We start from the raw sequence: 23,274 nt of genomic DNA on the forward strand, positions 1-23,274 counted from the left end.
GATTGAACCTTTTTTATGAAAATAATAGCGAACACTGTTTCATATATTTATTCGTTCCCCTAACTTTTTTTACATAAAGCTTCGTTTATTTTATTAAAATTATCAATGTTGTCCCCGCAGTTTTAATGAAAAATTCTGTCGTAAATCACTATAATAACTTTCATTCAAGCCTTTCTAAAGCGTTTTAATCGCATCTTATTGTTTTGGAAAGTGCTTATGCTCTTAATTGATATTTTAAAATAGTTAGCTTCTGAAAATTAGGTAAAGAAGTGCTACAGCAGGGAAGATGAATATGCCCAATATGACAGAACTGATGGGTTTTGCAAAATTCAATGTGTATCCGTGTATACTCGAGCGTGTTTTAGGTACTAATAGACGAGGGTCTGAAGGGTTATAATAGAATACACCGAACTTATAATTTTTTAAATTATCCATTGTTTGTAATTAATGATTTATAATTATGCGTGATAAAGCCTTTAAGTACAGCCCTAAACCCGCTTTTGGTTTCATACTAAAGGTAATATATTTCAAGGTTAATTTCAAATTTTGTTGCATTTTAATTGATTATGCCCAATGTGGACAATTAGATTTTATTTCCTTGATGAAATATTAAGAAATCCATGTAGCGTTATGTTTAACGACGATCCATTTATCTTTAATTTTGTTAAGGATAAAATTTGATCCTCCTCCACAAAGAGGCCCGCAATTGTAATCTAGGGATACAAAGGCTTTTTTTCCATTATGTGATAAGATAGGTATGTGGAAATCATATCTTGAAAAATAATATTCTGGCATTTTTAATTTATTACCGTCCAATACTTTATATACAGTAGCAATTTCCTTTGGTACAAAAACCGTATTTAAATTGTTTGTTTGATTAAAATATCCGATAGAATCTAGAGCAGTATTACCTATTACTGTAAGTAATTCATTAATTGTTACACCATTTGGCGATGGTGGTAATTCATCATTAAGTGTATCAATTGAAATTTTGATAAATTGATTATTGATAAATGCTTGGGGTTTATTAGTTTTCATTAATTCATGGTATGAAGAATCATAGGTCAGTATAGCAAGTAATATCTCTTCATAATCTTTTTCTAAAGAGATATGGTTAAATGAGTTTTTTTTAATGTTTTCATTTATACCGGTTTGCTTCTCAATTTTATTTTGGCAAGCGAATAGAACGAATAAAAACGGCAGAAGGTATACTTTCATAAAAATTCTTTTAAAGGGAGATGATAAAATTAAAGAATTTTCATAATATAAATATGGGTCATTGATTAGATTGTTCGATTGTGAACAGGTAGTGTCCGATTATGGTTAACCTGTTGTTCTTATCATTCTTCAATAACCTGTTAATGAGTAAAATATGTTTTTGGTAGAATAGTTGGCATTGAGATTCATGAAAAATATAAATTAAAAATGATTATTCAATTTATTGACTCTACTCTTGGAAAAATCGCTAATCATGCATTGATTATTTTATTCAGTTTGTTGTTCATGCTAGCATATGATCAGCAGGAGAAAACGATAGCGAGCACAAAACTTGATGAAGGAGTTGAAATACTTAATTTTTTCTTGAGGGGCACTTATGGATCTGATCCCAGTTCTGAAGCTTCTAGAAATATTGATCGAATTGTTGAGGATGATGCATCTTATGAGAATCACAAACTGATAAGCTTTTTTACGAAAATAAGGGCGGGAAATAGCATTGACTATAATGCTGTGATGAGCCTAAAAATATATTATGATTATGATTTAAATCTAAAAATAGTTTATAACGATGGATCGTCTGAAGCACAATGGAATAATTATAACGCGATCAAGTATTTAAAGTTATTGCAGTATTTCATGGTATCTGCGTTTTACTGAAAGTGATATAGGTGTGGCGTTATTGTGATATATTGAAGATGTTACGATCAACGATGCGTTACTTTTTGTAGATATTGTTGAATTCAAGTTATTAATAATTGATCATCTATAGATTGTGTGTTTTTTGGATCTATAATATCCAAAATCAAATATTTGTGTTGTTAACGTGCAGGAGCAGGTTGGTACGGGACAGTTATTGTATCAATAATGGTTATATTTGGTCTGTTTGCATACTATTTGGAACCCGTTTTATCTACGTCTAATTATAATTTGCTAGCATAATCTTTTTGAGGTTGATGTCTTGGAACGCGCGTTCCTATAGCTAATCTGAAAAATTGATAAACCTAAGCCAATGATGCATACAAGTCATACGCATATTGAAAAGATGAATAACAATAAATCAAGAATGAAAAATATACTATTGCTGGTGGGCTTATGTGCTTCCTGCAATCTTTATGGTCAGAAAAAGGGAGCTGACTTTGAACCTATCGCACTTCAATGTGAGCATCTGGTCAATCCATTGGGTATTGATGTGGGGCAACCCAGATTTACCTGGATGCTGAAAGACGATCGGCAGGGGGCTAAGCAAGTGGCCTATCAAGTTATAGTGGGAACTGACTCATTGTCAATCGTCAATAATAAAGGAAATATCTGGGATACGGGCAAACTGATGAAAGAGAATATTCTTGTCCGTTATGCGGGTAAAGATCTTCATGCACTGACACGATATTTCTGGAAAGTTACAGTATGGGATAAGGATGGAAGACCAAGTAGTTCGGACGTTGCTTCTTTTGAAACGGGCATGATGTCAAGGTTCAACTGGAAAGGTGCATGGATTAGTGATCATGCCAACGAAAATGATAAACCCGCACCATATTTTCGTAAAAAGTTTACAACGAATAAAACGGTTAAGTATGCTCGGGCTTACATTGCGGCAGCAGGTCTTTATGAGCTTTCCTTAAATGGAGCTAAAGTTGGGAAAAACATCCTCGATCCTATGTATACACGCTTTGATAAAAGGCTGTTGTATGTTGTCCATGATGTGACTGCGCAGATTAAAAGTGGAAATAATGCAATCGGAGTGATACTTGGAAATGGTTGGTACAACCATCAGTCACTTGCTGTTTGGGATTTCAACAATGCGCCGTGGCGCAACCGTCCTACATTTTGCATGGATTTACGTATTGTATATACCGATGGGACGGAAGAGACAATCTCATCAGAGCGCGATTGGAAAACTTCTTCAGGACCGATTATATTCAATAGCATCTACACCGGTGAACATTATGATGCGAGATTGGAGCAGAAAGGATGGGATGAAGCGGATTTTGATGATTCAAAATGGAATGGTGTGCGGTATCGCAGTGCACCTGCTGATTTGATTGTGGCGCAACAGACGGTTCCAATCCGTATGGTAAATACTTTTACGCCCAAAAGCGTTAAAAAAATAGATGATAAAACCTACGTTTTTGACCTGGGGCAGAATATGTCAGGCATCACTAAAGTGAAGGCAAGTGGGACAGCAGGAACGGTATTAAAGATTAAACACGGGGAACGATTACATCAAGATGGGCGTCTGGATCAATCTAATATTGATGTTTATTTTAGAGGTGACAAAGAGACTGATCCTTTTCAAACGGATATTTTAATACTGAGTGGCAAAAAGCAGGATGAGTTCATGCCAAAGTTTAACTATAAGGGGTTCCGTTATGTAGAGGTGTCCAGTAGTGAACCATTGGACTTAAAAGATCTGAATATTACGTCTTATTTTGTCCATAGTGATGTGGCTGCAAAGGGTGAGGTTAAGACGTCGTTAAAGTTGGTCAATGATCTTTGGAAGGTTACTAATAATGCGTATTTATCCAATCTGATGGGGTATCCTACGGATTGTCCGCAAAGGGAAAAGAATGGCTGGACAGGTGATGGCCATCTGGCAATCGAAACAGCATTTTATAATTTTGATGGAATTACTGTCTATGAAAAATGGATTGCCGATCACCGTGACGAACAACAGCCCAATGGTGTTTTACCAGATATTATTCCAACAGGTGGCTGGGGATATGGTGATGCAAACGGGCTGGACTGGACCAGTACAATCGCAATTATTCCATGGCAGGTATATATGTTTTATGGCGATAACAGGCTTTTGGAAGATTCCTACCAGAATATTAAGAATTATGTCGATTATGTGGACCGTATCAGTCCGGAAGCGTTGACTACTTTTGGGCGTGGAGACTGGGTACCTGTTAAGTCTACTTCAAATTTAGAATTGACATCGTCCATCTATTTCTATGTGGATGCGACAATTCTAAGTGCTGCCGCGAAAATGTTTGGAAAACAGGATGACTATGAGAAATATGATCGCTTAAGTAAGAAAATCAAAAAGGCGATCAATGAAAAGTTTCTGAATGTTTCTAAAGGAATTTATGGAAGTGGAACGCAGACTGAATTGAGCATGGCCCTGCACTGGGATGTTGTTCCTGAAGATGTGAAAACAAAGGTGGCTTTTAATTTGAATAAAAAAGTTGAGGAATCCGGTTTTCATCTAGATGTTGGTGTATTAGGAGCAAAAGCCCTGCTGAATGCGCTCAAAAATAATGGCTATGAGGAGTCTGCTTATAAAGTAGCTGTTCAAGATTCTTATCCATCTTGGGGATGGTGGGTCGTTAACGGAGCTACTACATTACTGGAGAATTGGGATCTTGATGCGAAGCGAGATATATCGGATAACCATATGATGTTTGGGGAAATAGGGGGCTGGTTTTTTAAATCTTTAGGTGGGATTTTACCAGATCCTGAGCAGCCTGGATTTAAACATATTCTGCTGAAGCCCATATTTCCGAAAACACTGGATCATTCCGAGGTTACACATGTTTCGCCGTATGGTGCTATTGTATCTAAATGGAAAAAGAATATGAATATTGTTATTTATGATGTAACGATTCCGGCCAATTCGACCGCGACTTTTTCGCCGCCTAGCAATGCAAAAGATCAACAAGCGGTGGAGCTTGTGGCCGGTAAGCATCAAATAAAAGTGCAACTATTATAGATAGAGATGCACCGGATGTTACTTTTTTACTGTGAATCTATATCCGGATACTTGTACTGTTACTAGCAATTAAGACCGTTTTGATTATTCCAAACGCTATTGAAGTTATGAGCGCAGTATGGCGGAGTTGTTGTCGAAAGGTATGTGATTACTTATCGTATTGAAAGTTCTAAACTGTTCTGTCATTCAGAATAAATACGCTTATCTATGATTGGGTAAGCGTATTTATTATAGTAGTTTTTAAATTTGCGGAGCTATTTATAAAATGTGTATTTATCAGGTTTGAAAATGAATACTTCATTGCCCACATTTACGCTTGAATAGCCATGAAGTTTAGGTTTCATCTTCATTTCAAAAGATTGCTTTCTTTAATGATTCTTCTGATTTCCTGTTCAAAATGATAGGCAATATCAAAATTTTCATTCCCTACATTTTCCATTATGATAACACTGGTTTTTGTTTTTGGATAGTATAAATTAACCGCCGTAAAACCTTCTGATGGGTGAAATCCTGTATGGCCAATTTCAGCAATACTGTCTTTATCATTTATTCGCAAACCATAGCCGTAACCAATAGGATTTTTACTGAAAAGCTGATGTGTGTTGGTTATAACATAACTTGTCATCACTTTGTAGATGGTAGGTTTTAGAACTTTTCCCTGATGTAAACATGCGTTCCATTTTGCAAGATCGGGCGCAGTAACAATTAAGTGACTGCCAAAAGTATGGCTAGCATCAAAACTTAATTGTTCGTTGCGTCTAAAAGTTCTGTCTTGTAGCACGGTATGTCCTTTTGTTAGTAATTGGCTATTGATTTCATTTGGATAATAGCTATCGTTCATGTGACAATTTTTAAATAGTGCTGTCACTAAAGCTTCAAAACTTTTCCCACTTTGCTTTTCAAGAACAAGTCCCGCAACATAATAACCCACATTAGAATAACTGAATGAAGATCCTGGTTTAAATTTCAATGGTTTGTCTATATCGTCGCTGTATAATCCTGAAGTGTTGTTGAGCAGTTGATGGACGGTGACGGTATCCGCCCAAGTATATTTCAAATCAGGCAAATATTTACGAATAGGTTTTTTTAAATCAATTTTCCCCTTTTCTACTTGCTGTAAAATAAGTGCTGCGGTAAATTGTTTGGCTATGGACATGGTAGAAAACTTGTCGTCAATTTTTAAGGGGATCTCTTTGCTGAAATCAGCTCGTCCGTATGCTTTTGCATATTTTGTTATTCCATTTTGTCCAATGTAAACTACTCCATTAAAATCTCGTGGACTTTTAGTTAGCAGTAAACTATCAATTTTTGTTGAATAGTTGTCTTTCAATTGTGCTGATGAATGGCAACTTGTCAATAGAACTGTTGTTGCAAGAAATATTAGTTTTAAAATTGGCTTCATTTAGCTATGGGATATAAATATCAAAGTCTATTTTTTAATGTCGGTCGATAATAGGTAATGAACGCGAATCAGTTCTAAAAAAAAGGTTTTAGTATGCTCTTGATGTTATGATTAATAGTTGCGCTCTTTGTTTTGCCTGTGATCATCAATGGTGTAATTGTCTAATAATTACCTTTTAAGATCTTGTTGATCAATGCCATTGACAGTCTTGCCAGTCTGTTAACATATGAAAGAGTAAACCAACCGCAATAATTCGGGTTTTAGGAAAAAAGAGTAAGATAAAGTATACTGCAATTGCATAATAGGAGTGAAGTGGATGAAAGCCTATACTGCAACGATCTGGTGCGAATATTGGAGTCGCTAACAAATGATCGAGATCAACCAGCATTGTAGCAATCATAATTAACCAGGCACGTTTCCATTGTTTTCTAAAAAACACATACGAAAGTAATCCTGGAGCTAAAAAATGTAAGGTATAATGAATGAATGTCTGTAGGTAATGTAATGTCTCAATATTCATTTAATAAACAAAATAAAGTGATAGATGTAGTTTTTCGGCCTCTCTAATTTCTGCAAATATAAGGATCAAAAAGTAAAATATGGAAGGAAATCACATCCTGATTATCGGTCTTTTTTACTGGAAGAAGGACGACCAAAGATGACGTTTGATCCTACATAATGTAGAATTATTATTGAAGTGATCAGTAGCATTATCGCCCTCATTAATCGTTTCCTGTATAAATTTTGGAAAGTATCGCTATTTGGCGCAATTGCAATTCAGGTTGATGTACATATTCTCACCTATAAATTCCGTGTATTCACCGAGTTTTTCCTGAGCTTAGTCTAAATGTCATCGTGTTTGATTGATTTACAAACTATTTTTGAATCAATAAAAGAACGACTAACCATCAATATAAAATAAAGACATTATGAAAACTTTAGTAAACACATTCGTAGCAGTAGCCTTGATCGTAGTATCGACTTTCACTATGGCAACCGCAAAACCAAAAGTACCGAATAAAAAAACAGTTGTCAATCTATCGACAGCAGCGCTAGCTATCGACCATTACGTAGCGATTATGACTGCGGGTGAATCAGCAGGGCTGGAAAAACTTTTTACTTCAGATTTCACCCAAAAGATAAACGCAAAAGAAGGGCGGACCAATAGTCGATCAGAAGTCGTCTCATTCTTAAAAAAACAAAAAGGAGATCAACTGAACTGTAAAACGAGTACCATAATCGTAGAAAATTCCGCTGATTATAAAGTAGCGAGAATAGCAATGCAATTTGAAGGATTTACTAAGACTGATCTTGTAACTTTGGTCAATGACGGCGGTAACTGGAAAGTCTCCCAATCGATTACTACATATCAGTAATTCATTTGCAAATCATAAAGGAATTCAGTGTTCAATTTTTACTTTTAGCCAAAAAAAATATGATGATTATAAAACCGCTCTCCCTTACAATTATTCTCGGAATGTTGGTAGGAACTGCTTCTGCACAGACCCACATGACGATTCAGGAAGGTATTTCCAAGGTCGAAGCTGGATTAATCCCACCAGTCCGTTTTGAGGGCGAAGCTTCTTGGGATATCGTTTCCCGGATGCAGTTTTATAACGTTCCTGGGGTGAGTATAGCTGTTATCAAAGATTCAAAAGTTATCTGGAGTAAAACGTATGGCTATGCAGATCTTGATTCTAAAACGCCAGTAACTTCAAAAACACTTTTTCAGGTAGCTTCGATGAGTAAGCCTGTAAGCGCTTATGCGGCTTTGAAAGCCGTGGAAGAGGGGAAATTAGACCCTGATAGTAATGTTAATGTATATCTGAAGTCATGGAAAGTTTCTGAAAATGAATGGACTAAATCGAAAAAAGTTACACTAAAAAATATTGTGAGCCATACTGCTGGTTTTACAGTAAGTGGATTTCCTGGTTATAAGGTAAGTGATCCTCTTCCTACTGCTGTTCAAGTGTTGAATGGCATAAAACCTTCCAATACCCCTGCAGTTTTTGTTGATAAGCTTCCGGGGGCTAATTTTCGATATTCAGGTGGTGGATATACGGTGATGCAACAGATGCTTTCGGACCTCGAGGGGAAAGATTTTACGACTATTATGCGTGAAAAAGTGCTCCTCCCTCTTGCTATGCACAACAGCAGTTTTGCACAGCCACTTCCAGCAGCACAAGCACAGTTCACAGCTACAGCCTATGGTGTCGATGGACGTAAAGTGGAGGGACGATACCATATTTATCCGGAGCAGGCTGCTGCGGGTCTGTGGTCTACAGCCGAAGATTATGCTAAGTTTGTCATCGATATTCAAAATACACTTAGTGGCAAAAGCAGTAGGGTAATTTCCAAAAAAATGGCAGAAGAATTTACGAGTCCGTTTATTGAACCTTTTATAGGTTTGGGCATTTTTCTAGAAAATTACAACGGAGAGGTTTATGTGACCCATGGTGGTTAGAATGAGGGATTTAGTAGTGGTTTTATTGGAAGTAAAACAAGCGGTGACGGAGTTGTGATTCTTACAAACACCAACAAACCACTGTTTATCAATGAGCTCGTGAGATCCGTTGCATTAGTCTACCATTGGCCCAATTATATTGCACCAACTAATCAAATTCTGCCGTTAAGTCCGCAAGATTTAAATGCTCATTTAGGGAACTACAAGTTTGAAAAATATGGTTTTATCAAAGTCTATAAAGAAAATGGTAAACTGATGACAGTTCGCAATGTGGATGCTCCGGTGGAACTTATCAAAGTTGGGGAAAATACATTCGCTATGCGAGACTGGAATTTCAAGGTGAGTTTTGATATGGATTCAAGTTCTGGTAAAAAAGAACTTGTACAGACTTTAGCTGATAAAACTGTTCGATCTAAAAGTCCTCAGATCGGCAGCGATGAAATTGTACCCTTAGCATTAATTTTAGAAGGTCATTTTGAAAAAGGTGTAAAGGCATATCAAAAGGCAAAACAAGAGGATAGCCAACATGAGCAGCTTTCAGAAGGCTTTCTGAATGGTACAGGATATGAACTCCTCCATCAGAAAAAAAATGCTCAGGCTATTGCTGTTTTTAGCATCAACACGATCTTGTATCCAGAGAGTGAAAATGTCTACGATAGTTTAGCTGAGGCTTATCTCAAAGACGGACAGAAAGAAAAAGCAAAGCAGAACTACCGAAAAGTACTTGAAATCAATACTAAAAATGAAAAAGCCCGTAAAATCTTAGAAACGTTATAATCTTGAATGCCATAGTCAGGAAATTAAATTTAAGACTATGGCATTTAAACCTGTTTTTATGATTATGGTCTTAACGTGTAAGTAACTATATTTTCTATGTTTACGTGTTTGTTGTTATAAGTCTGGTTTTCAAATACAAAATTTAACTTTTTCAATATTGCTACAGAACTGCTATTATCTGATGAAGGAAATGCAGTAATTACTGTTGCCTTCAAATTGTTGAAAGTGAATCTAAGAACGGCCTGTAAAGCCTCTTTCATATAGCCTTTTCCCTGAAATTCTGGTAACATTTCATAACCAATCTCGACCATATCAGATTCATGATCAAAGTTCCAGCAACAGACCGAACCGATTAAAGTATCATTGTTACTTAAAGTGATCACCCAGTACAGACATTCTTTCTTTTTTACCATTCCATTGATTCTTTCAATGTATTTGACTGCCTGTTTTAAAGTCGTCGCATTGTCCCGGCCAACAAAATTGTTTGTAACTGGATCGGAATGTAGTTTATGAATGAAGTTATAATTCTTCCTGAGTATTTTTTTTAATGTTAACCGTCCTGTATGCAGCGTTGGAAAATCTGTAAAATTTAAGTTCAGCATATGTTCTGTTTAAATGATTAAAAAGGGCTTTTTAGAATTTCTTATTTAATACATGTATTGGAAAACTTATTTTGTTATGATAAAATCAAACGTTATTATTTTTTATGCTACTTATGAAATACCAAGAGCTTTCATTTTTACTAAAAATTCTTCTTGAGAAATCTCTCCTGAACCAAATCTGTGTTGCAATAGCAGCTTATTTTCATTTTCAGTCATAGGTCTTGTATATAGATCTTCTACTCGTGCTTTTTCATTTAAGAATGGTGTGGTAATGTGCTGTAATTTGGCAAAAGCCTCATAATATCGAACCCCTAATATTCTTTGAGATTTTGCATCGAAATGAAGCTGATCTTCATTTGCAGTCAAATTTTTGGCTGTTACATAATAACAATGTGCGTGTGATTGTGCATACTTTAACAATTCTTCATTGACTTTGGGGTAGCTTGTAAAATATTGGCCATAAAGCCCGTTTGTTAAGAAGTTTCCAATCTCACCAATAATCAAAGGCAGATGCGGAGCGTCCAATTGTGAGCGTAATTCAGTTATTATTTTTTCAAATTTATCAGCATAATGTGCCGCAGTGTGGGCAAAACTATCGTTCTCGCCCTGATGCCAGAGTATGCCTGCTAATTGGCTGCTGCGCATCGCTAACTTGGCCTGCGCAACTGCATGATCAAAAAGTGCACCTCCAATAGACCAGTCATCTAGGCTTGTGCCGCCATCTGCACAGGGGATGAGTCCAATTTCAAGTTCTTTGTTGTGCGCTTGCCATGAGGCTGCGAATGAAGAACTAAGGCCAACCCCTGCGGTAGAGCGGTCATTATGGATAGGTTCAAACATGATCTGCCACCTGCCATTCCGTAAAACTTTAATATTTTCATTTAATATCTGAGGTACATCATTTAAGTAACCTCGGCCTGCCATATTTGATTGGCCAATGAGTAAAAAAGACTGTATCATTTGACTGTATTCAATTATTCCTTATTATAATATCAAACCTATAGGAAAAATACGACATAAATGTAATAGCGATGAATTTTTTAATCGATAAAGATGCTAAAGTAATTGCAAGGAACTGAACTGATGCATGTCTTAAAAAAGGTTTTGAAAGTAAAATAAAAGGTGCGGAATATATTATCCCGCACCTCGTTAATTGTTTACATCGTATTAATAGTTCTCACTTATTAATACCTGACTTGCAATGCGATCTCACCTAAATCAGCTAGGTCGGTCTGAGTTGTAAATACAACGCGACCTTTTTTAGACAGTACTTCCCAAGCGATATTGCTAACAATATCATCTATGGCATCTTCTTGGTTCGCATCGTCAACGAGATCAAATGTTCTTTCGTCTGTCATGACTACAGGCTGCGAAAAATCATTATTAATAATTAGAAGTTCCCCGCGACCATCCAGGGAAGCTTGATAGATTTCTTGCAAATCCGTCAGTACTTTACCTGTTCCTACGGCTTCTTTCATCTGACTGATGGCGTCGGTACGTTGCTGCTTTTGTAATGTTTCAATAATCTCCCAAGATTGCTTTACAATTTCATGAGGAGCAACGTGATTATAATTTATTGGAGCATGTCCAATATAGGCAACTGGTATATCAGCTACTTCTTGTAATTTGACATAATTATCTTCTGTACTGATGACCACACAAGCCAATCCGGTATCGTGATGCAGTTTTACGAATGCCTTATCGACGGTATTTAAATATTCACGCACCATATTATCTACTTTCCGGGCATTACTGGCTTGATCTGCGTTGGCCACCTGAAGCGTATTCTCCGGAAAGGGAAAGTCATCATTCTTTATTTCAGTAACTATGCTATCATTTACGGCTTCATAAATTTGTACACCACTTTGTGATAGTAACATCAGCAAATAGTTTGTACTTCTATTATAGGATTTGATAAGTGAGCGAACAGCGAATCTTTCGGAGATATGTACGCCTTCACGACTTGTTTCCCATGCTGATTTTATTATTTCTTCGGTATCATTAGAGAGAAAAATATGGAGACTGTCCAGATTATAATTGAGATCGATCTGCGTCGTTATCGTTTGTATTTTTTCCAATAGGGGGGCTATTGTTTTTTTATCAAACGTTGTTGTTAATCTATCTTCGGCTTCTTTAAGTAAATTCTTCAAGGAAACTGCATCTGTGAGGTTATCCGGGTGAGTACGATGCGTATTCAGCGAGATGGTTACACAAGGATTACTTTTTACATTGGCGATTTTCTGTAATTGTTCTTTTAATATCATAACTTTTACATTTTATTTATCAGAAATTTAATTTGAAACTGATAATTGTTGAGTGTTTTGTTAAGATAGTTAAAAAATGTTTAATATCAAAGAAATCAGGGTACAATAATCACATTTCAAAGCTTGAAATTCTATTATCAAGCTATCTGAAAATAGCATTTTTATGTGCTCCAGGCCAATTACATCATGGACTATAGAGCTTCATACAGCCATGCATGCAGGATATGGATTCTGTGTGGTTGGTCTTATTGATGTAGCAACTGATAAAGCATTGGTTTTGAGGATGCAGGAAATATGCGAAATATAATTGATATATTTCAATTTGATATTTTTTTTGTTTTTTTGGAATAAAATATGGTTCTTTATGTATTAAATGTCTTTAAGACAAATAAACTAGAATGATGCACACCCTTTGTATTATCGCTCGATCAACCAAATTAACCAACAAATTTTAAACAATTATGACTAACACATCAAGAAGAAAATTTATTAAGAACTCGACAGCTGTCGTTACAATAGCTGGTCTAACTTCTATATTTCCTAAGCTATATGCTTCAGTGGGTGCAACGCAAAAAATTCGTGTTGGTGCCATTGGTATTAACGGTATGGGATGGTCCGATTTGAATGCGATCCTCAAACATCCAGATGTTGTCTGTACAGCACTTTGTGATGTGGACAACAATGTTTTACAGAAGCGGATAAAAGAGCTTGAAGGAAGAGGTATTTCGGTAAAAGGTTTTAACAACTACCGTGATTTATTAAAAAGTAAAGATGTGGATGTCGTGGTTATCGGTACGCCTGATCATTGGCATTGTTTACAGATGATAGAAGCTTGTCAGGCGGGGAAAGATGTTTATGTTGAGAAACCATTGGGTAATTCGATCGCTGAATGCAGGGCGATGATGGATGCAGTAAAGAAAAGTAAATCCATTGTTCAGGTAGGGCAATGGCAACGCAGTCAACAACATTTTCGAGATGCAGTGGCATTTGTGCATTCCGGAAAGCTGGGTAAGATCCGCCTGGTAAAAGCTTGGGCATACCAAGGTTGGATGAAAAGTATTCCTGTTAAACCTGATGGGCCGGTTCCAGCAGGTGTGAATTATGACTTGTGGTTGGGTCCTGCAAAGAAACATCCTTTTAATCCGAATAGATTTCATTTTGATTTTAGGTGGTACTGGGATTATGCTGGTGGCTTAATGACAGATTGGGGTGTTCATATGCTTGATTATGCACTACTAGGGATGAAGGCGACTAAACCGATTTCAATTATGGCATCTGGAGGGAAGTTTGCTTATCCTCAAGATGCAGCCGAAACTCCAGATACGTTAACCACGGTATATGAGTTTGAGGGTTTTAATGTGCAATGGGAGCATGCTACAGGTATTGACGGTGGTCCTTACGGAAAGGATCATGGCGTAGCTTTTATTGGAAACAATGGTACTTTAGTGCTTAACCGAAGCGGTTGGGAGGTCATTCCTGAAAAGGGTCGCATGGATGGCATTGCTTTTCAGCGTTCAGTTGATGACGGTTTGAATCTGCATGCGGTTAATTTTATTGAAGCAGTGAAAAGCAGAGATTCATCGACTTTGAACTGTCCTGTGGAGGATGGGGCTGCAATCGCGATGTTTTCGCAAATGGGAAACATTGCCTATCGTACGGGAAAGAAGATTTATTGGAACCAAGAAACCTGGTCTTTTGGTACTGAAGATGCAGATAAATTAATATCGGCATCTTACCATAATGGTTATAAGCTACCTACAACTTAAAATATTATGATCAGTTTATTTTTGTAATGCCAGCATACAGTGCTGATAACAGTAAGATGTTGTATGCATTTGAATCTATTAAATGGGGCGCATTGAACATGAAATTAGGGAACAGGTACTTCCGGCTTTAACTAACCCATATTTTTCGATGTGGTAAATAGATTAGAATGTTTATAATTGTTACTTGGCAATAGAACGCGAGATGTTGATGGCTCTATAAAAAAGTTTTCTAATTATCCTACTAGTGTGTTTATGTTAAACTTTTGTGATATAAATTTAACTATACATTTTATTGATTGTCAATTTGTTATCATGTTTAAAAGGTGTTGATTAGGTCATTAGAATATTAATTTTATATCTATATATTTGTGTCAAAATTGTTGGAAATATGAAAAAAAAGGTTGTGCTTATTCAGGATGATGAAGATATCCTTGAAATCATGGATGAAGTTTTGACGGATGAAGGCTTTGATGTTACTTCATCATTAACAACCGAACCCATTGAAAATATCGACAAGATCGAACCCGATGTTGTGGTAGTAGATGAGCATATTCGGGGAGGGAAGAAAGGTACGAAAGTGATAGAAGAGTTGAAAAGTGATCCAGAAACAGAGGATTTATCGGCCGTGCTTACTTCAACATCATATGATTTGCCTCAAACAGCAAAAGATTGTAAAGCTGATGACTATATCGAAAAACCGTTTGATCTGGATCACATGGTTGATGTTGTCAAAAATAATTCTTAACGGCGGAAAATTTAAAGTTTGTTCCTGACATGATTTTATATATAACTGATTTGAACGTTTTATTGTAAACATATTAATCTGTTGAGATTTAAATAAGTTCAAATGGCTTATGATAGAAGAAGGAGATACAAATAGTATCTCCTTCTTCTATTTCAGGGGTATACTTCAAACTGAAAGGTTTTTATCATTTTTCGATCAAAATAACTTTCTTTATTCTTATTTCTTTAATCGTGTTTTGTTACTAAGTTTGTGGACGTTAGGTAAAATTGTACTGCTAATAAATGGGCAAGGGATGCGATTTTAAAATCTGTATAAACCTTTTACGTTTATTTAATACTATAAGTTCATCGAATTTTAGTAAATCATTTTACGATCTGAAAGTACAATACAATAAGGGAAAAAAGGGAATTTCCTATCTGACCAAGTTGTGCTCTTAATGATTTTATAGCTCTTTGGTGTAGCTTATAAGTACCTTTTATTGAAATTCCAAAAATTTCGGCAATTTCTTCAAATGAAAGCTTTCTGCAGATCAAAACCATGATTGATCAGATTAGAAAGAGGGCAGACCTATCTTTATTAAGCAATAGTGATTTGTCAGATCAGGCTGTTATGCGTAAATTGATTCGGGAAGAAAGACGGCATGAGTTTGTTGCAGAACATAAGCGATATTTTGACATATTACGCTGGAAAATTTCGGAAGATGTACTGAATAAAAATGCAGAGGGTATCAACAGTAATCAGAATGATCTGATCGGTAACTGGACTAAACCGAGATTTCTTGCCCAAAACCGAAAATTTGAAAAGAGTAAACATTACCTATGGCCAGTGCCACAGAGTTCAATTGACAAAAATAAAAACCTACTGCCTCAGAACCCAGGATGGTAATTAGGCATGATAAACCGTACATAATGAACAGAAGAAATTTTTTAAGGAATTCAAGTTTAATCAGCTTGGGTGTTTTGGCGACACAGTTTCCGGCATGGTCCCGCAGCATTTTTGCATGGGAACAACCCATTCATAATATTGAAGCCGATAAGGCTATAGATTCCCAATGGCTAGCTTCACTATATGAGCGTGGAGAAAAAATCAAGTACTTTAAAAGTAAAAATGAGCTCAAATATATCGGTATGCCTATTGGAGGACTTCATACTGGTACTGTCTATATCGGGGGAGACGGCCGGTTGTGGCTGTGGCAGATTTACAACGAATCTTACGATGGTATGAAGGAAGGTGTAGAACCGAAAATAGTGCTATGGAACAACGGTAAAGAACAGGTTCGGATTCGTCCAAGAGATGGTTCTGCTTATATTGAGCCGGCTATTGCAGATAATCTACGCATACTGGAACAGGGATTTGCAATCTCTGTTTATTATAAGGGTAAGCAGTTGATAAAAGAGCTCCGCGAAAACCATTGGGACGAAATTGTATTTGAACCCTCGTACCCGACGTGTACAGTAACTTACAGTAGTGCTGATTTTCCGGTTGATGTAAAGCTTACGGCTTATTCTCCTTTTATTCCGTTGGATATCGAAAATTCTTCACTGCCTATGACTACGCTGCATGTTGAAGTCGTTAATAAAACTGATCAACCATTGGATGTACTGATTAGTGGCTGGCTAGAAAATGGGGTTCATAAGAATAGAAAAGACTTTTCATCGGTCCGTAAAGTGTCGGTTTCGAAAAATCTTATTGATGGGAAAGCGTTATTTTTCGAATGTCAACAGGTTCCGGAGAAAGATCTTATAGCCAGTGATTATGGTTCTATGGCCATATCGTGCCAGCACAGTGATGCGATTGCTGTAGCACAAATTAAAGAATGGCCTATAAACCCTGCTGATCTAATCAGTGAAGCAGGGTCTAGCAATATCGGTTTTAATGAGTTGCAGGTGGGGAGTCTTACTGTTAAAAGAAAGATACCTGCTGCTACAAAGGTTAAAATCTCTTATGCGATAAGTTGGCATTTTAACAATGTTCATCCTAAGCTGAAGGAAAGAATTAAAGATGCTCAAAACGGTTATTGGTACGGAACAAAGTTTAGTAATGCTTATCATGTACTGGAGTATTATAATCAGGAGAGAAATAAACTGGACGAAAACACATTATTATGGGCTGATACGTGGAATGACTCGACGCTTCCGTACTGGTTCCTGGACCGCACTTTTGTTAATATCGGAACTTTGGCTACAGCCAATACGTATCGGTTCGCAACGGGCCGTTTTTGGGGCTGGGAAGGTATCGGTGCTTGTGCAGGAACCTGCACACACGTCTGGCAGTACGGACAGGCCATGGGACGTATATTTCCAGAGCTGGAGCGTAATCTGCGTGAGATCACGGATCTTGACATTGCCTTTAAACCAGAGACTGGGGCGATTATTTTTAGAGCCGAATATGAAAGCCGTCCTGCTATAGATGGGCAGGCAGGTGTTGTACTTCGTTTTTACCGGGATCATCAGATGTCTAGAGACAATGTTTTCTTGAAGAGAAATTGGGCTAATTTAAAAAAAGCGATCCAGTTTATCATTGATCAAGACAAGAACGGTGACGGTATGACCGATACACCTATGGAAAATACGCTCGATGCGGTCTGGGAAGGTGAGATATCATGGATTGTAGGTCTTTGTCTGGCTGCTGTACAAGCTGGAGGGGCAATGGCTACGGAAATCGGAGACAGGAGTTTTGCAAAATTGTGCTACGATTATGTCAAGAAAGGCTCCGTGAATATGGATAAAGACCTCTTTAATGGTGATTATTATATTCATCGTCCCAATACAGAATCTGGCCGTAAAAATCTGGGTTCTTACAACACTTGCCATATTGATCAGGTGTATGGACAGGCATGGACTTTTCAATTGGGGATGCCCCGTATCAATGATCAAAAACAGACATTGGCGGCTTTACGTGCTTTATGGAAGTACAACTTTACAATGGATGTAGGTCCTTATATCAAAACGCATTTGAATGGTCGTCCTTATGCTCTTTCCGGAGAGGGGGGGATGGTGATGAATACCAACCCTAAAAATGAAGCGAAAGCTTATGGGGAAAATGAAACCTGGCAATTGGGTTATTTTCATGAATGTATGAGCGGATTTGAACATCAGGTAGCCGCGCATATGATGGCAGAAGGTATGGTGGAGGAGAGCTTAGTTTTGACCCGGGTCATTCATGACCGTTACCATGCTGCAAAGCGGAATCCATTTAATGAAATAGAATGTAGTGATCATTATGCCCGTGCCATGGCAAGCTATGGTACATTTGTGAATGCTTGTGGATATGCGTATCATGGTCCTAATAAATACTTGGCTTTTGCACCGAAGGTATTGCCAGAAAAGTTCAAAAGCCCTTTCACAACAGCGGAAGCATGGGGAAGTTATGAACAGATTCAACAAAATACTGAACAGACAAGTCAGCTGTCTGTGGCTTATGGAAATTTACAGTTGCAGAAGCTTTCGATAGGTAAGGTCAGAAATGAGCCTATGCAAAAGGATCGACTAAAAGCAGTTCTAAATAATAAACCCCTAAAATTGTCGAGAGTAGAGGACGCTTCGGGTACGTTAACAGTAACATTTCAGAAGGAACTTCAACTGAACAAGGGGGATTTACTTCAGATTAGCTGGTCATGATAAGAAGATTGAGAACTATAATAGTATTGCTGCTGATACTTTCTTTAGTCGCTTGTCAACCCGCCAGTGTTCAGCAAAAGGGAAGCGTAAACAATAAGGATTGGCAACAAAGGTTAGAAGAGAAGCTGCCTTTGTTGGGACATCGGAACTGGATTTTGATTGTTGATAAGGCCTACCCAGCACCTAATAATTCGGATATTGTGATGATCAATACGGGAGCAGAAATGATGGATGTGCTGCGCGAAATGGACAGTATATTTCAGATGCAGGCTCATATCAAACCGATTATCTATCAGGATGCAGAACTCGATTATCTGGATGAGGGTTTAGTAAAAGGTGTAGATAAGTATAAAAAGGAGGTTAAAGCCCTCTGGAGTAAATATACTGTTCAGGATATTCCACACGAAGCGATATTCAAAAAAATAGATGAGGCATCAAAACTGTTTAAAGTGATTGTTCTTAAGACGGAATCATTACAACCTTACACCTCGGTATTTATAGAGCTTGACTGTGGCTACTGGGATGCTAAACGGGAGGACTCATTAAGGTCACGTATTCGCTAAATATTTAAGTTTTTTTTATCAATTAATAATTCTAAAAACTTAATTGATAAAAGCCACTTCTTTATAAAGAAGTGGCTTTTGTGTGCTCAACTGAACTTAATCTTATTAGGAAAAATGCAGTTCTTCATGAACCTGAGGATTTCGTGGTTACTGTTTCATTATTTTTATAGCTTCTTTTATCTCAGGTAAATCCGTATTGTACTTTTCTATATTCCATCCAGGTACATATTCTACCATGGGTGGAAGTCCCATAGCAGCTCTTCTTTTGTCAAGATTATTAATGTCCATAATTGGATAAATAAAATTTTTCTTAGTCTTTTTGTCGGTGAATCCCTGACTTCCGTACGGCTGTTCTTGGCCTTTTCGGACGGCAATTCTATCTTTTAAGATGGCCAAATTACTAGAAAAGGTTTTACCGTTCTTTTCAGCCTCCTCGACTATTGGTAGATACTTTTCCTGAATAGTTAAATTTGCGTGCTGAATAACTAAAAATAGACCTTGACTGGCAAACATACCGATGTCCTGTGGTCCCATCCAGCCATCATGGTCAAGTATTTTTGTAACTGTTATCAGATTGAGCGAATCTGCAATTCGAATATTATTGGATGCAATGGCTAATTCATTTTTATCGGCACCATTTCTAGTAAGTTGTATATACTGTTTTCGATATTCTTGATCTTTAAAGAAGATCGAATCCAATTCCAATGCTACCTCTTTTTTGAATTTGGTGCTGTCAATGTTAAATGAAGTCACCTGTGCATATGAATGTGAAAACCCTAAAATGTAACTTGCTAAAAGTAATATTATTTTTTTGTCCATATATATGTTTATTTTAATTGATAAAAGGAGCTTTTTACATTTATGTTTGGAAGGTGATCGTTTCAATTTATGCATTTCTGTCAAAAATGATATTTTTATTGATGATTTTTATGCCATAGGTCAATAGTTCGCAGTATTGATTTAGGACTCAATCTGAAGTGCAAGTATTGTTTTTCCATTATTTGATCTGTAGACTAAAATACTGGAAAGAACTAAATCTGCTATATCATGCCCCCATATTCCGTATTTACCATCTGTTTCATTTCGATTGTACATGGTCGTTCTTTTCTCTAATGGAACCGTTTTCACCGTAGCACTTTTTTCTTCTTCCTCATAGAGGATGTAATATTGTTTACTGATTGCATGTAATAATTGTTCTCTCGTAAAACCCTTTTCCGATGTTATCGTGAACTTATATTCCTTGTTTAAGGGATAGTCTATCAGTATTTCTACTGAAGAGTTGTTCAGTACAATTTCATCCTTATTATGAAGATTGGCCATGTCAGCTTCGGGTTTTTCTAATTGTATCCAAGGAATGAAACCATCTTCATAATCATTTACATTATCTGTTTTTACTAGAAAATCAATCGTGTAAATCAGGTCTCCAAGTGTTGAATAGTCTTTGTTTAATGATAACTGTTCTTTTTTCTCTATGATTTCTGCTGGATCTTTAGGGTTAATTGCATGATGTCCATGACAACCAAAGAATACAAAAAGTGAAATAATATAGAGCAGGTTCTTATAGCTAAACATGTTACTTGGTATATTTTAGGTATTATAAGCTATATAAATATAGGAATTGATTTCTTTAAAAATCACAAGACCATGAAATTAAGTTTTTAATTGTAGGGGAATTAAAGGCAGTAGCTTGTCAATAGTTGTATTTAAAGTAAAGCGTTAACTTCAAGGTTTTCTCTTGAACAATATGGTGATTTTAATTGTTAATACTTTAAAGTATAATTATGGAAGAAGATAAATTAAATATGGACACCCGTATTATCGCTTATGATAAGCATTATGGGTTTGTTGAAAATCCCAATGATTTCAACTTTGAATATAATCCTCATCGTCTCATTGTCAAAAATTATGCTTTGAGAAAGAATGATAGAAAAGCGTATGAGAGTTATCTGACTACTTTTTTCCCGGAACTGGCTGCGATCGAATTAAAGAATTTTGATACAGAAGTTAATTACATCAGACATTTTGACAATGAGGAGCTTGCTGCCTGGTTGGCTAGCAACGATATACAAGTCGTAGAATCTGATATTAGTTGTTCAGATCCTGATGCAATCTTTAAAATGGTCTATGTTCCTGAGTCTGAAAGCCCCACGTCATATGTTGTTAAGGAGGAGGACTTTATATTGAATAGAATATTGCCGGGAGACCTTATTAAGGAACCGAATAAAACATGGATCAACATTAAAAAACCTAAATTCTAGTTTTTTTATATTAAAACCTCTTCTTTAAGGAGTATATTTGAAAAGTGAATTAAATTAATCACTTTTCAAATATACCCTATACCTAAATATGACAGGATTCAACATTACATGTGATGATTCCGGTTAATCCAGATGGACAACATCGCTTAATCCCACTTTACATTCAGGTTGTTTTCGGTTGCAAATTCTTTTCCTAGCGCTACTAAAGAGTTTAATCTTTTTTCAAACTCAGCATTGTATTTTTGTTCTATTGAATTTGCTATTTTATCTTTTTGCTCTTGAGGAGCTTTGGTGTCACAAAGCTGCGCATAAGCAGTATATTCATTTTTATATACCGGCAATACAAATTCATATAGTGCAATGGCTTGTTTTTTGATTTCTTCTCTATCATCACTATTGGCTGATAGTGCATTTAGATCCTTAAGTACTTTTTCCAAATAGAGAATCTTATTTTTAATAATATCTGTCGCTTCATTTCCGTTCTTTTTGCTGGAAGGAATATCTGGATATTCAATTGTATTATCATTAAGTTCTTTTGTCAGTCTCGGTGTCCCAAAATCGGAAATCATGTTACTATTTAAAATAGCAACACCAAAGAATTTATCTGGTGTTTCCGCACAGGATTGTAATAGGATAGAAAATGTTAAAAGGAGGGTGCATACCTTAGCAAATAATGATTTAAAAGTACTCTTCATGTAATTATTTTTTTAGTTTTTTAATGAATTATCTGTTTTAAAACAGAATCTACCTGATAAATCAAAAACTGAGCCATCTACTACTATAATTTACAATGATCAGGATACACTGTTTATAATAAGTGCTTTTCATTTTGAAATATAATTCGACCAGTTATAACTGGACATAAATAGATTATTCAAAGTTGCAGTACTTTAAGTATCTTAAGCGGAATTATTTAAACTTATTTTGACGCTTAATCCTCTTGTTTTTATCTCACCTGTTATCTATCGCGTCATGTCGGAAAATCTTTATTGGTTATCTTGTCGTATTATTATCATTGGTATCTTTTGTGCAGGTTGGCATCTCCTTGCTTCCTTTCTAGAAAGGCTTACGTTTGTAAATATTGTGGACTGTTCATTCTGATCAGGCTTAATCTTATATGGGAATAAGTCTTGAGGTATTTACACTATCCTGAGGCTATTCCCATAGGTGTATCGTAAGGTTGATGGTAAGTTAATATTAGCGTAATATCATCAACCTATCTTTGTTAGGTCATGTCTACCCAAACCAAGAAGGAAATCCTTTATTTGTCTCGATTTAAAAATGGAGATCCACGAGCTTTTACCTTTTTTTTTGATTCTTACTGGGAAGAGTTATATACAGTAGCTTACCGGCATTTGCAGGATGAAGCGATTTCGAAAGATATCGTTCAGGAAGTATTTATTCAGATTTGGGAAAAACGCCACCTGCTTAAGGAGGATTACGAATCGTTAAAACCTTATTTTTTTAAGGCAATCAAGAATAGGATCTTAAATCATTATGCAACAGAGAAGGTACGTGAAAATATCATGGAAAAGATGCTGTACCGGATGGATAAGTTTACAGCCCTGAGCGATAATACACATGCGCAGTACCAGGAACTAGAAAATATAGTAGATCGTTCTGTAGCCAGGTTACCCAAAACCATGCAGGCTGTATATCTTTTGAGAAATGATAATTACTCCATTCAACAGATTGCTCAAAAACTGAGTATTGCCGAGCAGACGGTAAAAAATCATCTGTATGAAGCAAAGAAAATATTGAAGCAAGATCTGACGCAACGATTCGCCGACCACGATGATATCTTTTTAGTTTTAGCAAGTGCTTACCTGTTTCATAATTTCTTAACCTAAAGAAAACAGTTTCTTAAAGTATTTTGAAGCTCTTCACCT

General features: G+C 36.4%; 22 protein-coding genes. 12 read left to right on the forward strand and 10 right to left on the reverse strand.

Going from position 1 to position 23,274, the window contains the following annotated elements:
• Nucleotides 1–243: 243 nt before the first annotated feature.
• A complete protein-coding gene (locus WH188_RS19530) occupies nt 244–435 on the reverse strand; it encodes a hypothetical protein (RefSeq protein ID WP_084825366.1) in 192 nt (63 codons plus the stop codon).
• 174 nt (nt 436–609) lie between these two features.
• Nucleotides 610–1,218, reverse strand: coding sequence for a hypothetical protein (locus WH188_RS19535; RefSeq protein WP_339424546.1), 609 nt, complete (start codon nt 1,216–1,218; stop codon nt 610–612).
• A gap of 207 nt (nt 1,219–1,425) precedes the next feature.
• On the opposite strand from WH188_RS19535, the gene WH188_RS19540 reads away from it, so the two are divergent.
• Both WH188_RS19540 and WH188_RS19545 read left to right on the forward strand, forming a co-directional pair.
• Complete coding sequence (locus WH188_RS19540; RefSeq protein ID WP_339424547.1) at nt 1,426–1,875, forward strand: hypothetical protein; 450 nt, start codon at nt 1,426–1,428, stop codon at nt 1,873–1,875.
• Nucleotides 1,876–2,227: 352 nt separating this feature from the next.
• A complete protein-coding gene (locus WH188_RS19545; protein ID WP_339424548.1) occupies nt 2,228–4,924 on the forward strand; it encodes an alpha-L-rhamnosidase in 2,697 nt (898 codons plus the stop codon).
• A 346-nt stretch (nt 4,925–5,270) separates the two neighbouring features.
• Here WH188_RS19545 and WH188_RS19550 read toward each other — a convergent pair whose 3' ends face one another.
• Nucleotides 5,271–6,326 (reverse strand): serine hydrolase domain-containing protein, encoded by a 1,056-nt coding sequence (locus tag WH188_RS19550; protein WP_339424549.1) that lies wholly within the window; start codon nt 6,324–6,326, stop codon nt 5,271–5,273.
• A 190-nt stretch (nt 6,327–6,516) separates the two neighbouring features.
• A complete protein-coding gene (locus tag WH188_RS19555; protein ID WP_132767578.1) occupies nt 6,517–6,846 on the reverse strand; it encodes a DUF6122 family protein in 330 nt (109 codons plus the stop codon).
• 409 nt (nt 6,847–7,255) lie between these two features.
• Between WH188_RS19555 and WH188_RS19560 the strand changes: the two genes are divergently transcribed.
• The 3 genes from WH188_RS19560 to WH188_RS19570 all read left to right on the forward strand — a co-directional run bounded on the left by WH188_RS19560 (nt 7,256) and on the right by WH188_RS19570 (nt 9,567).
• Nucleotides 7,256–7,702, forward strand: a complete 447-nt coding sequence (locus WH188_RS19560; RefSeq protein WP_339424550.1) for a nuclear transport factor 2 family protein — start codon at nt 7,256–7,258, stop codon at nt 7,700–7,702.
• Between the two features lie 59 nt (nt 7,703–7,761).
• On the forward strand, nt 7,762–8,790 hold the full coding sequence (locus WH188_RS19565; protein ID WP_339424551.1) for a serine hydrolase domain-containing protein: 1,029 nt from the start codon (nt 7,762–7,764) through the stop codon (nt 8,788–8,790).
• A 99-nt stretch (nt 8,791–8,889) separates the two neighbouring features.
• Nucleotides 8,890–9,567, forward strand: coding sequence for a tetratricopeptide repeat protein (locus WH188_RS19570; RefSeq protein ID WP_339424552.1), 678 nt, complete (start codon nt 8,890–8,892; stop codon nt 9,565–9,567).
• Nucleotides 9,568–9,629: 62 nt separating this feature from the next.
• Here WH188_RS19570 and WH188_RS19575 read toward each other — a convergent pair whose 3' ends face one another.
• The 3 genes from WH188_RS19575 to WH188_RS19585 all read right to left on the reverse strand — a co-directional run bounded on the left by WH188_RS19575 (nt 9,630) and on the right by WH188_RS19585 (nt 12,433).
• Nucleotides 9,630–10,169 carry a GNAT family N-acetyltransferase gene (locus tag WH188_RS19575; RefSeq protein ID WP_339424553.1) on the reverse strand — a complete coding sequence of 180 codons (540 nt, stop codon included), beginning with the start codon at nt 10,167–10,169 and terminating at the stop codon, nt 9,630–9,632.
• Between the two features lie 111 nt (nt 10,170–10,280).
• On the reverse strand, nt 10,281–11,129 hold the full coding sequence (locus WH188_RS19580) for a sialate O-acetylesterase (protein ID WP_339424554.1): 849 nt from the start codon (nt 11,127–11,129) through the stop codon (nt 10,281–10,283).
• Between the two features lie 224 nt (nt 11,130–11,353).
• Nucleotides 11,354–12,433, reverse strand: a complete 1,080-nt coding sequence (locus WH188_RS19585; RefSeq protein WP_339424555.1) for a baeRF3 domain-containing protein — start codon at nt 12,431–12,433, stop codon at nt 11,354–11,356.
• Nucleotides 12,434–12,894: 461 nt separating this feature from the next.
• On the opposite strand from WH188_RS19585, the gene WH188_RS19590 reads away from it, so the two are divergent.
• The 5 genes from WH188_RS19590 to WH188_RS19610 all read left to right on the forward strand — a co-directional run bounded on the left by WH188_RS19590 (nt 12,895) and on the right by WH188_RS19610 (nt 19,127).
• Nucleotides 12,895–14,199: a Gfo/Idh/MocA family protein gene (locus WH188_RS19590; RefSeq protein WP_339424556.1), complete on the forward strand. Its 1,305-nt coding sequence runs from the start codon at nt 12,895–12,897 to the stop codon at nt 14,197–14,199.
• 388 nt (nt 14,200–14,587) lie between these two features.
• The gene (locus tag WH188_RS19595) at nt 14,588–14,944 is read left to right on the forward strand and encodes a response regulator (protein WP_132767591.1); all 357 of its coding nucleotides are present in this window, start codon (nt 14,588–14,590) and stop codon (nt 14,942–14,944) included.
• 537 nt (nt 14,945–15,481) lie between these two features.
• Nucleotides 15,482–15,829, forward strand: a complete 348-nt coding sequence (locus WH188_RS19600; protein ID WP_339424557.1) for a RagB/SusD family nutrient uptake outer membrane protein — start codon at nt 15,482–15,484, stop codon at nt 15,827–15,829.
• A gap of 23 nt (nt 15,830–15,852) precedes the next feature.
• Nucleotides 15,853–18,564 carry a GH116 family glycosyl hydrolase gene (locus WH188_RS19605; protein ID WP_339424558.1) on the forward strand — a complete coding sequence of 904 codons (2,712 nt, stop codon included), beginning with the start codon at nt 15,853–15,855 and terminating at the stop codon, nt 18,562–18,564.
• On the forward strand, nt 18,561–19,127 hold the full coding sequence (locus WH188_RS19610) for an RbsD/FucU domain-containing protein (RefSeq protein ID WP_339424559.1): 567 nt from the start codon (nt 18,561–18,563) through the stop codon (nt 19,125–19,127). Before WH188_RS19605 ends, WH188_RS19610 begins: the two co-directional genes overlap by 4 nt.
• 147 nt (nt 19,128–19,274) lie before the next feature.
• On the opposite strand, the gene WH188_RS19615 is transcribed toward WH188_RS19610, so the two are convergent.
• Both WH188_RS19615 and WH188_RS19620 read right to left on the reverse strand, forming a co-directional pair.
• Nucleotides 19,275–19,946 (reverse strand): DUF6624 domain-containing protein, encoded by a 672-nt coding sequence (locus WH188_RS19615; RefSeq protein WP_339424560.1) that lies wholly within the window; start codon nt 19,944–19,946, stop codon nt 19,275–19,277.
• A gap of 141 nt (nt 19,947–20,087) precedes the next feature.
• Nucleotides 20,088–20,699: a hypothetical protein gene (locus WH188_RS19620; RefSeq protein WP_339424561.1), complete on the reverse strand. Its 612-nt coding sequence runs from the start codon at nt 20,697–20,699 to the stop codon at nt 20,088–20,090.
• Between the two features lie 209 nt (nt 20,700–20,908).
• Between WH188_RS19620 and WH188_RS19625 the strand changes: the two genes are divergently transcribed.
• Nucleotides 20,909–21,385 (forward strand): hypothetical protein, encoded by a 477-nt coding sequence (locus WH188_RS19625; RefSeq protein ID WP_339424562.1) that lies wholly within the window; start codon nt 20,909–20,911, stop codon nt 21,383–21,385.
• A 146-nt stretch (nt 21,386–21,531) separates the two neighbouring features.
• Here the strand turns inward: WH188_RS19625 and WH188_RS19630 are convergent, their stop codons facing one another.
• Nucleotides 21,532–22,080 carry a hypothetical protein gene (locus tag WH188_RS19630; RefSeq protein WP_208697237.1) on the reverse strand — a complete coding sequence of 183 codons (549 nt, stop codon included), beginning with the start codon at nt 22,078–22,080 and terminating at the stop codon, nt 21,532–21,534.
• 537 nt (nt 22,081–22,617) lie between these two features.
• Here WH188_RS19630 and WH188_RS19635 point away from each other — a divergent pair.
• Nucleotides 22,618–23,235, forward strand: coding sequence for an RNA polymerase sigma factor (locus WH188_RS19635; RefSeq protein WP_183913728.1), 618 nt, complete (start codon nt 22,618–22,620; stop codon nt 23,233–23,235).
• The last annotated feature ends 39 nt before the right edge of the window (nt 23,236–23,274 follow it).

Source organism: Sphingobacterium sp. MYb388 (assembly GCF_037479535.1).
In the GTDB taxonomy this organism is placed as follows: Bacteria; Bacteroidota; Bacteroidia; order Sphingobacteriales; family Sphingobacteriaceae; genus Sphingobacterium; species Sphingobacterium anhuiense.

Excerpts from the sequence above, each read along its gene's own strand:
- WH188_RS19590 (WP_339424556.1), top strand. The coding sequence starts at position 12,895 with ATGACTAACACATCAAGAAGAAAATTTATTAAGAACTCGACAGCTGTC.
- WH188_RS19615 (WP_339424560.1), bottom strand. The coding sequence starts at position 19,946 with ATGGACAAAAAAATAATATTACTTTTAGCAAGTTACATTTTAGGGTTT.
- WH188_RS19555 (WP_132767578.1), bottom strand. The coding sequence starts at position 6,846 with ATGAATATTGAGACATTACATTACCTACAGACATTCATTCATTATACC.
- WH188_RS19545 (WP_339424548.1), top strand. The coding sequence starts at position 2,228 with ATGATGCATACAAGTCATACGCATATTGAAAAGATGAATAACAATAAA.
- WH188_RS19565 (WP_339424551.1), top strand. The coding sequence starts at position 7,762 with ATGATGATTATAAAACCGCTCTCCCTTACAATTATTCTCGGAATGTTG.
- WH188_RS19560 (WP_339424550.1), top strand. The coding sequence starts at position 7,256 with ATGAAAACTTTAGTAAACACATTCGTAGCAGTAGCCTTGATCGTAGTA.
- WH188_RS19535 (WP_339424546.1), bottom strand. The coding sequence starts at position 1,218 with ATGAAAGTATACCTTCTGCCGTTTTTATTCGTTCTATTCGCTTGCCAA.
- WH188_RS19540 (WP_339424547.1), top strand. The coding sequence starts at position 1,426 with ATGATTATTCAATTTATTGACTCTACTCTTGGAAAAATCGCTAATCAT.
- WH188_RS19585 (WP_339424555.1), bottom strand. The coding sequence starts at position 12,433 with ATGATATTAAAAGAACAATTACAGAAAATCGCCAATGTAAAAAGTAAT.
- WH188_RS19620 (WP_339424561.1), bottom strand. The coding sequence starts at position 20,699 with ATGTTTAGCTATAAGAACCTGCTCTATATTATTTCACTTTTTGTATTC.
- WH188_RS19595 (WP_132767591.1), top strand. The coding sequence starts at position 14,588 with ATGAAAAAAAAGGTTGTGCTTATTCAGGATGATGAAGATATCCTTGAA.
- WH188_RS19605 (WP_339424558.1), top strand. The coding sequence starts at position 15,853 with ATGAACAGAAGAAATTTTTTAAGGAATTCAAGTTTAATCAGCTTGGGT.
- WH188_RS19635 (WP_183913728.1), top strand. The coding sequence starts at position 22,618 with ATGTCTACCCAAACCAAGAAGGAAATCCTTTATTTGTCTCGATTTAAA.
- WH188_RS19550 (WP_339424549.1), bottom strand. The coding sequence starts at position 6,326 with ATGAAGCCAATTTTAAAACTAATATTTCTTGCAACAACAGTTCTATTG.
- WH188_RS19630 (WP_208697237.1), bottom strand. The coding sequence starts at position 22,080 with ATGAAGAGTACTTTTAAATCATTATTTGCTAAGGTATGCACCCTCCTT.
- WH188_RS19600 (WP_339424557.1), top strand. The coding sequence starts at position 15,482 with ATGATTGATCAGATTAGAAAGAGGGCAGACCTATCTTTATTAAGCAAT.
- WH188_RS19530 (WP_084825366.1), bottom strand. The coding sequence starts at position 435 with ATGGATAATTTAAAAAATTATAAGTTCGGTGTATTCTATTATAACCCT.
- WH188_RS19575 (WP_339424553.1), bottom strand. The coding sequence starts at position 10,169 with ATGCTGAACTTAAATTTTACAGATTTTCCAACGCTGCATACAGGACGG.
- WH188_RS19580 (WP_339424554.1), bottom strand. The coding sequence starts at position 11,129 with ATGATACAGTCTTTTTTACTCATTGGCCAATCAAATATGGCAGGCCGA.
- WH188_RS19610 (WP_339424559.1), top strand. The coding sequence starts at position 18,561 with ATGATAAGAAGATTGAGAACTATAATAGTATTGCTGCTGATACTTTCT.
- WH188_RS19625 (WP_339424562.1), top strand. The coding sequence starts at position 20,909 with ATGGAAGAAGATAAATTAAATATGGACACCCGTATTATCGCTTATGAT.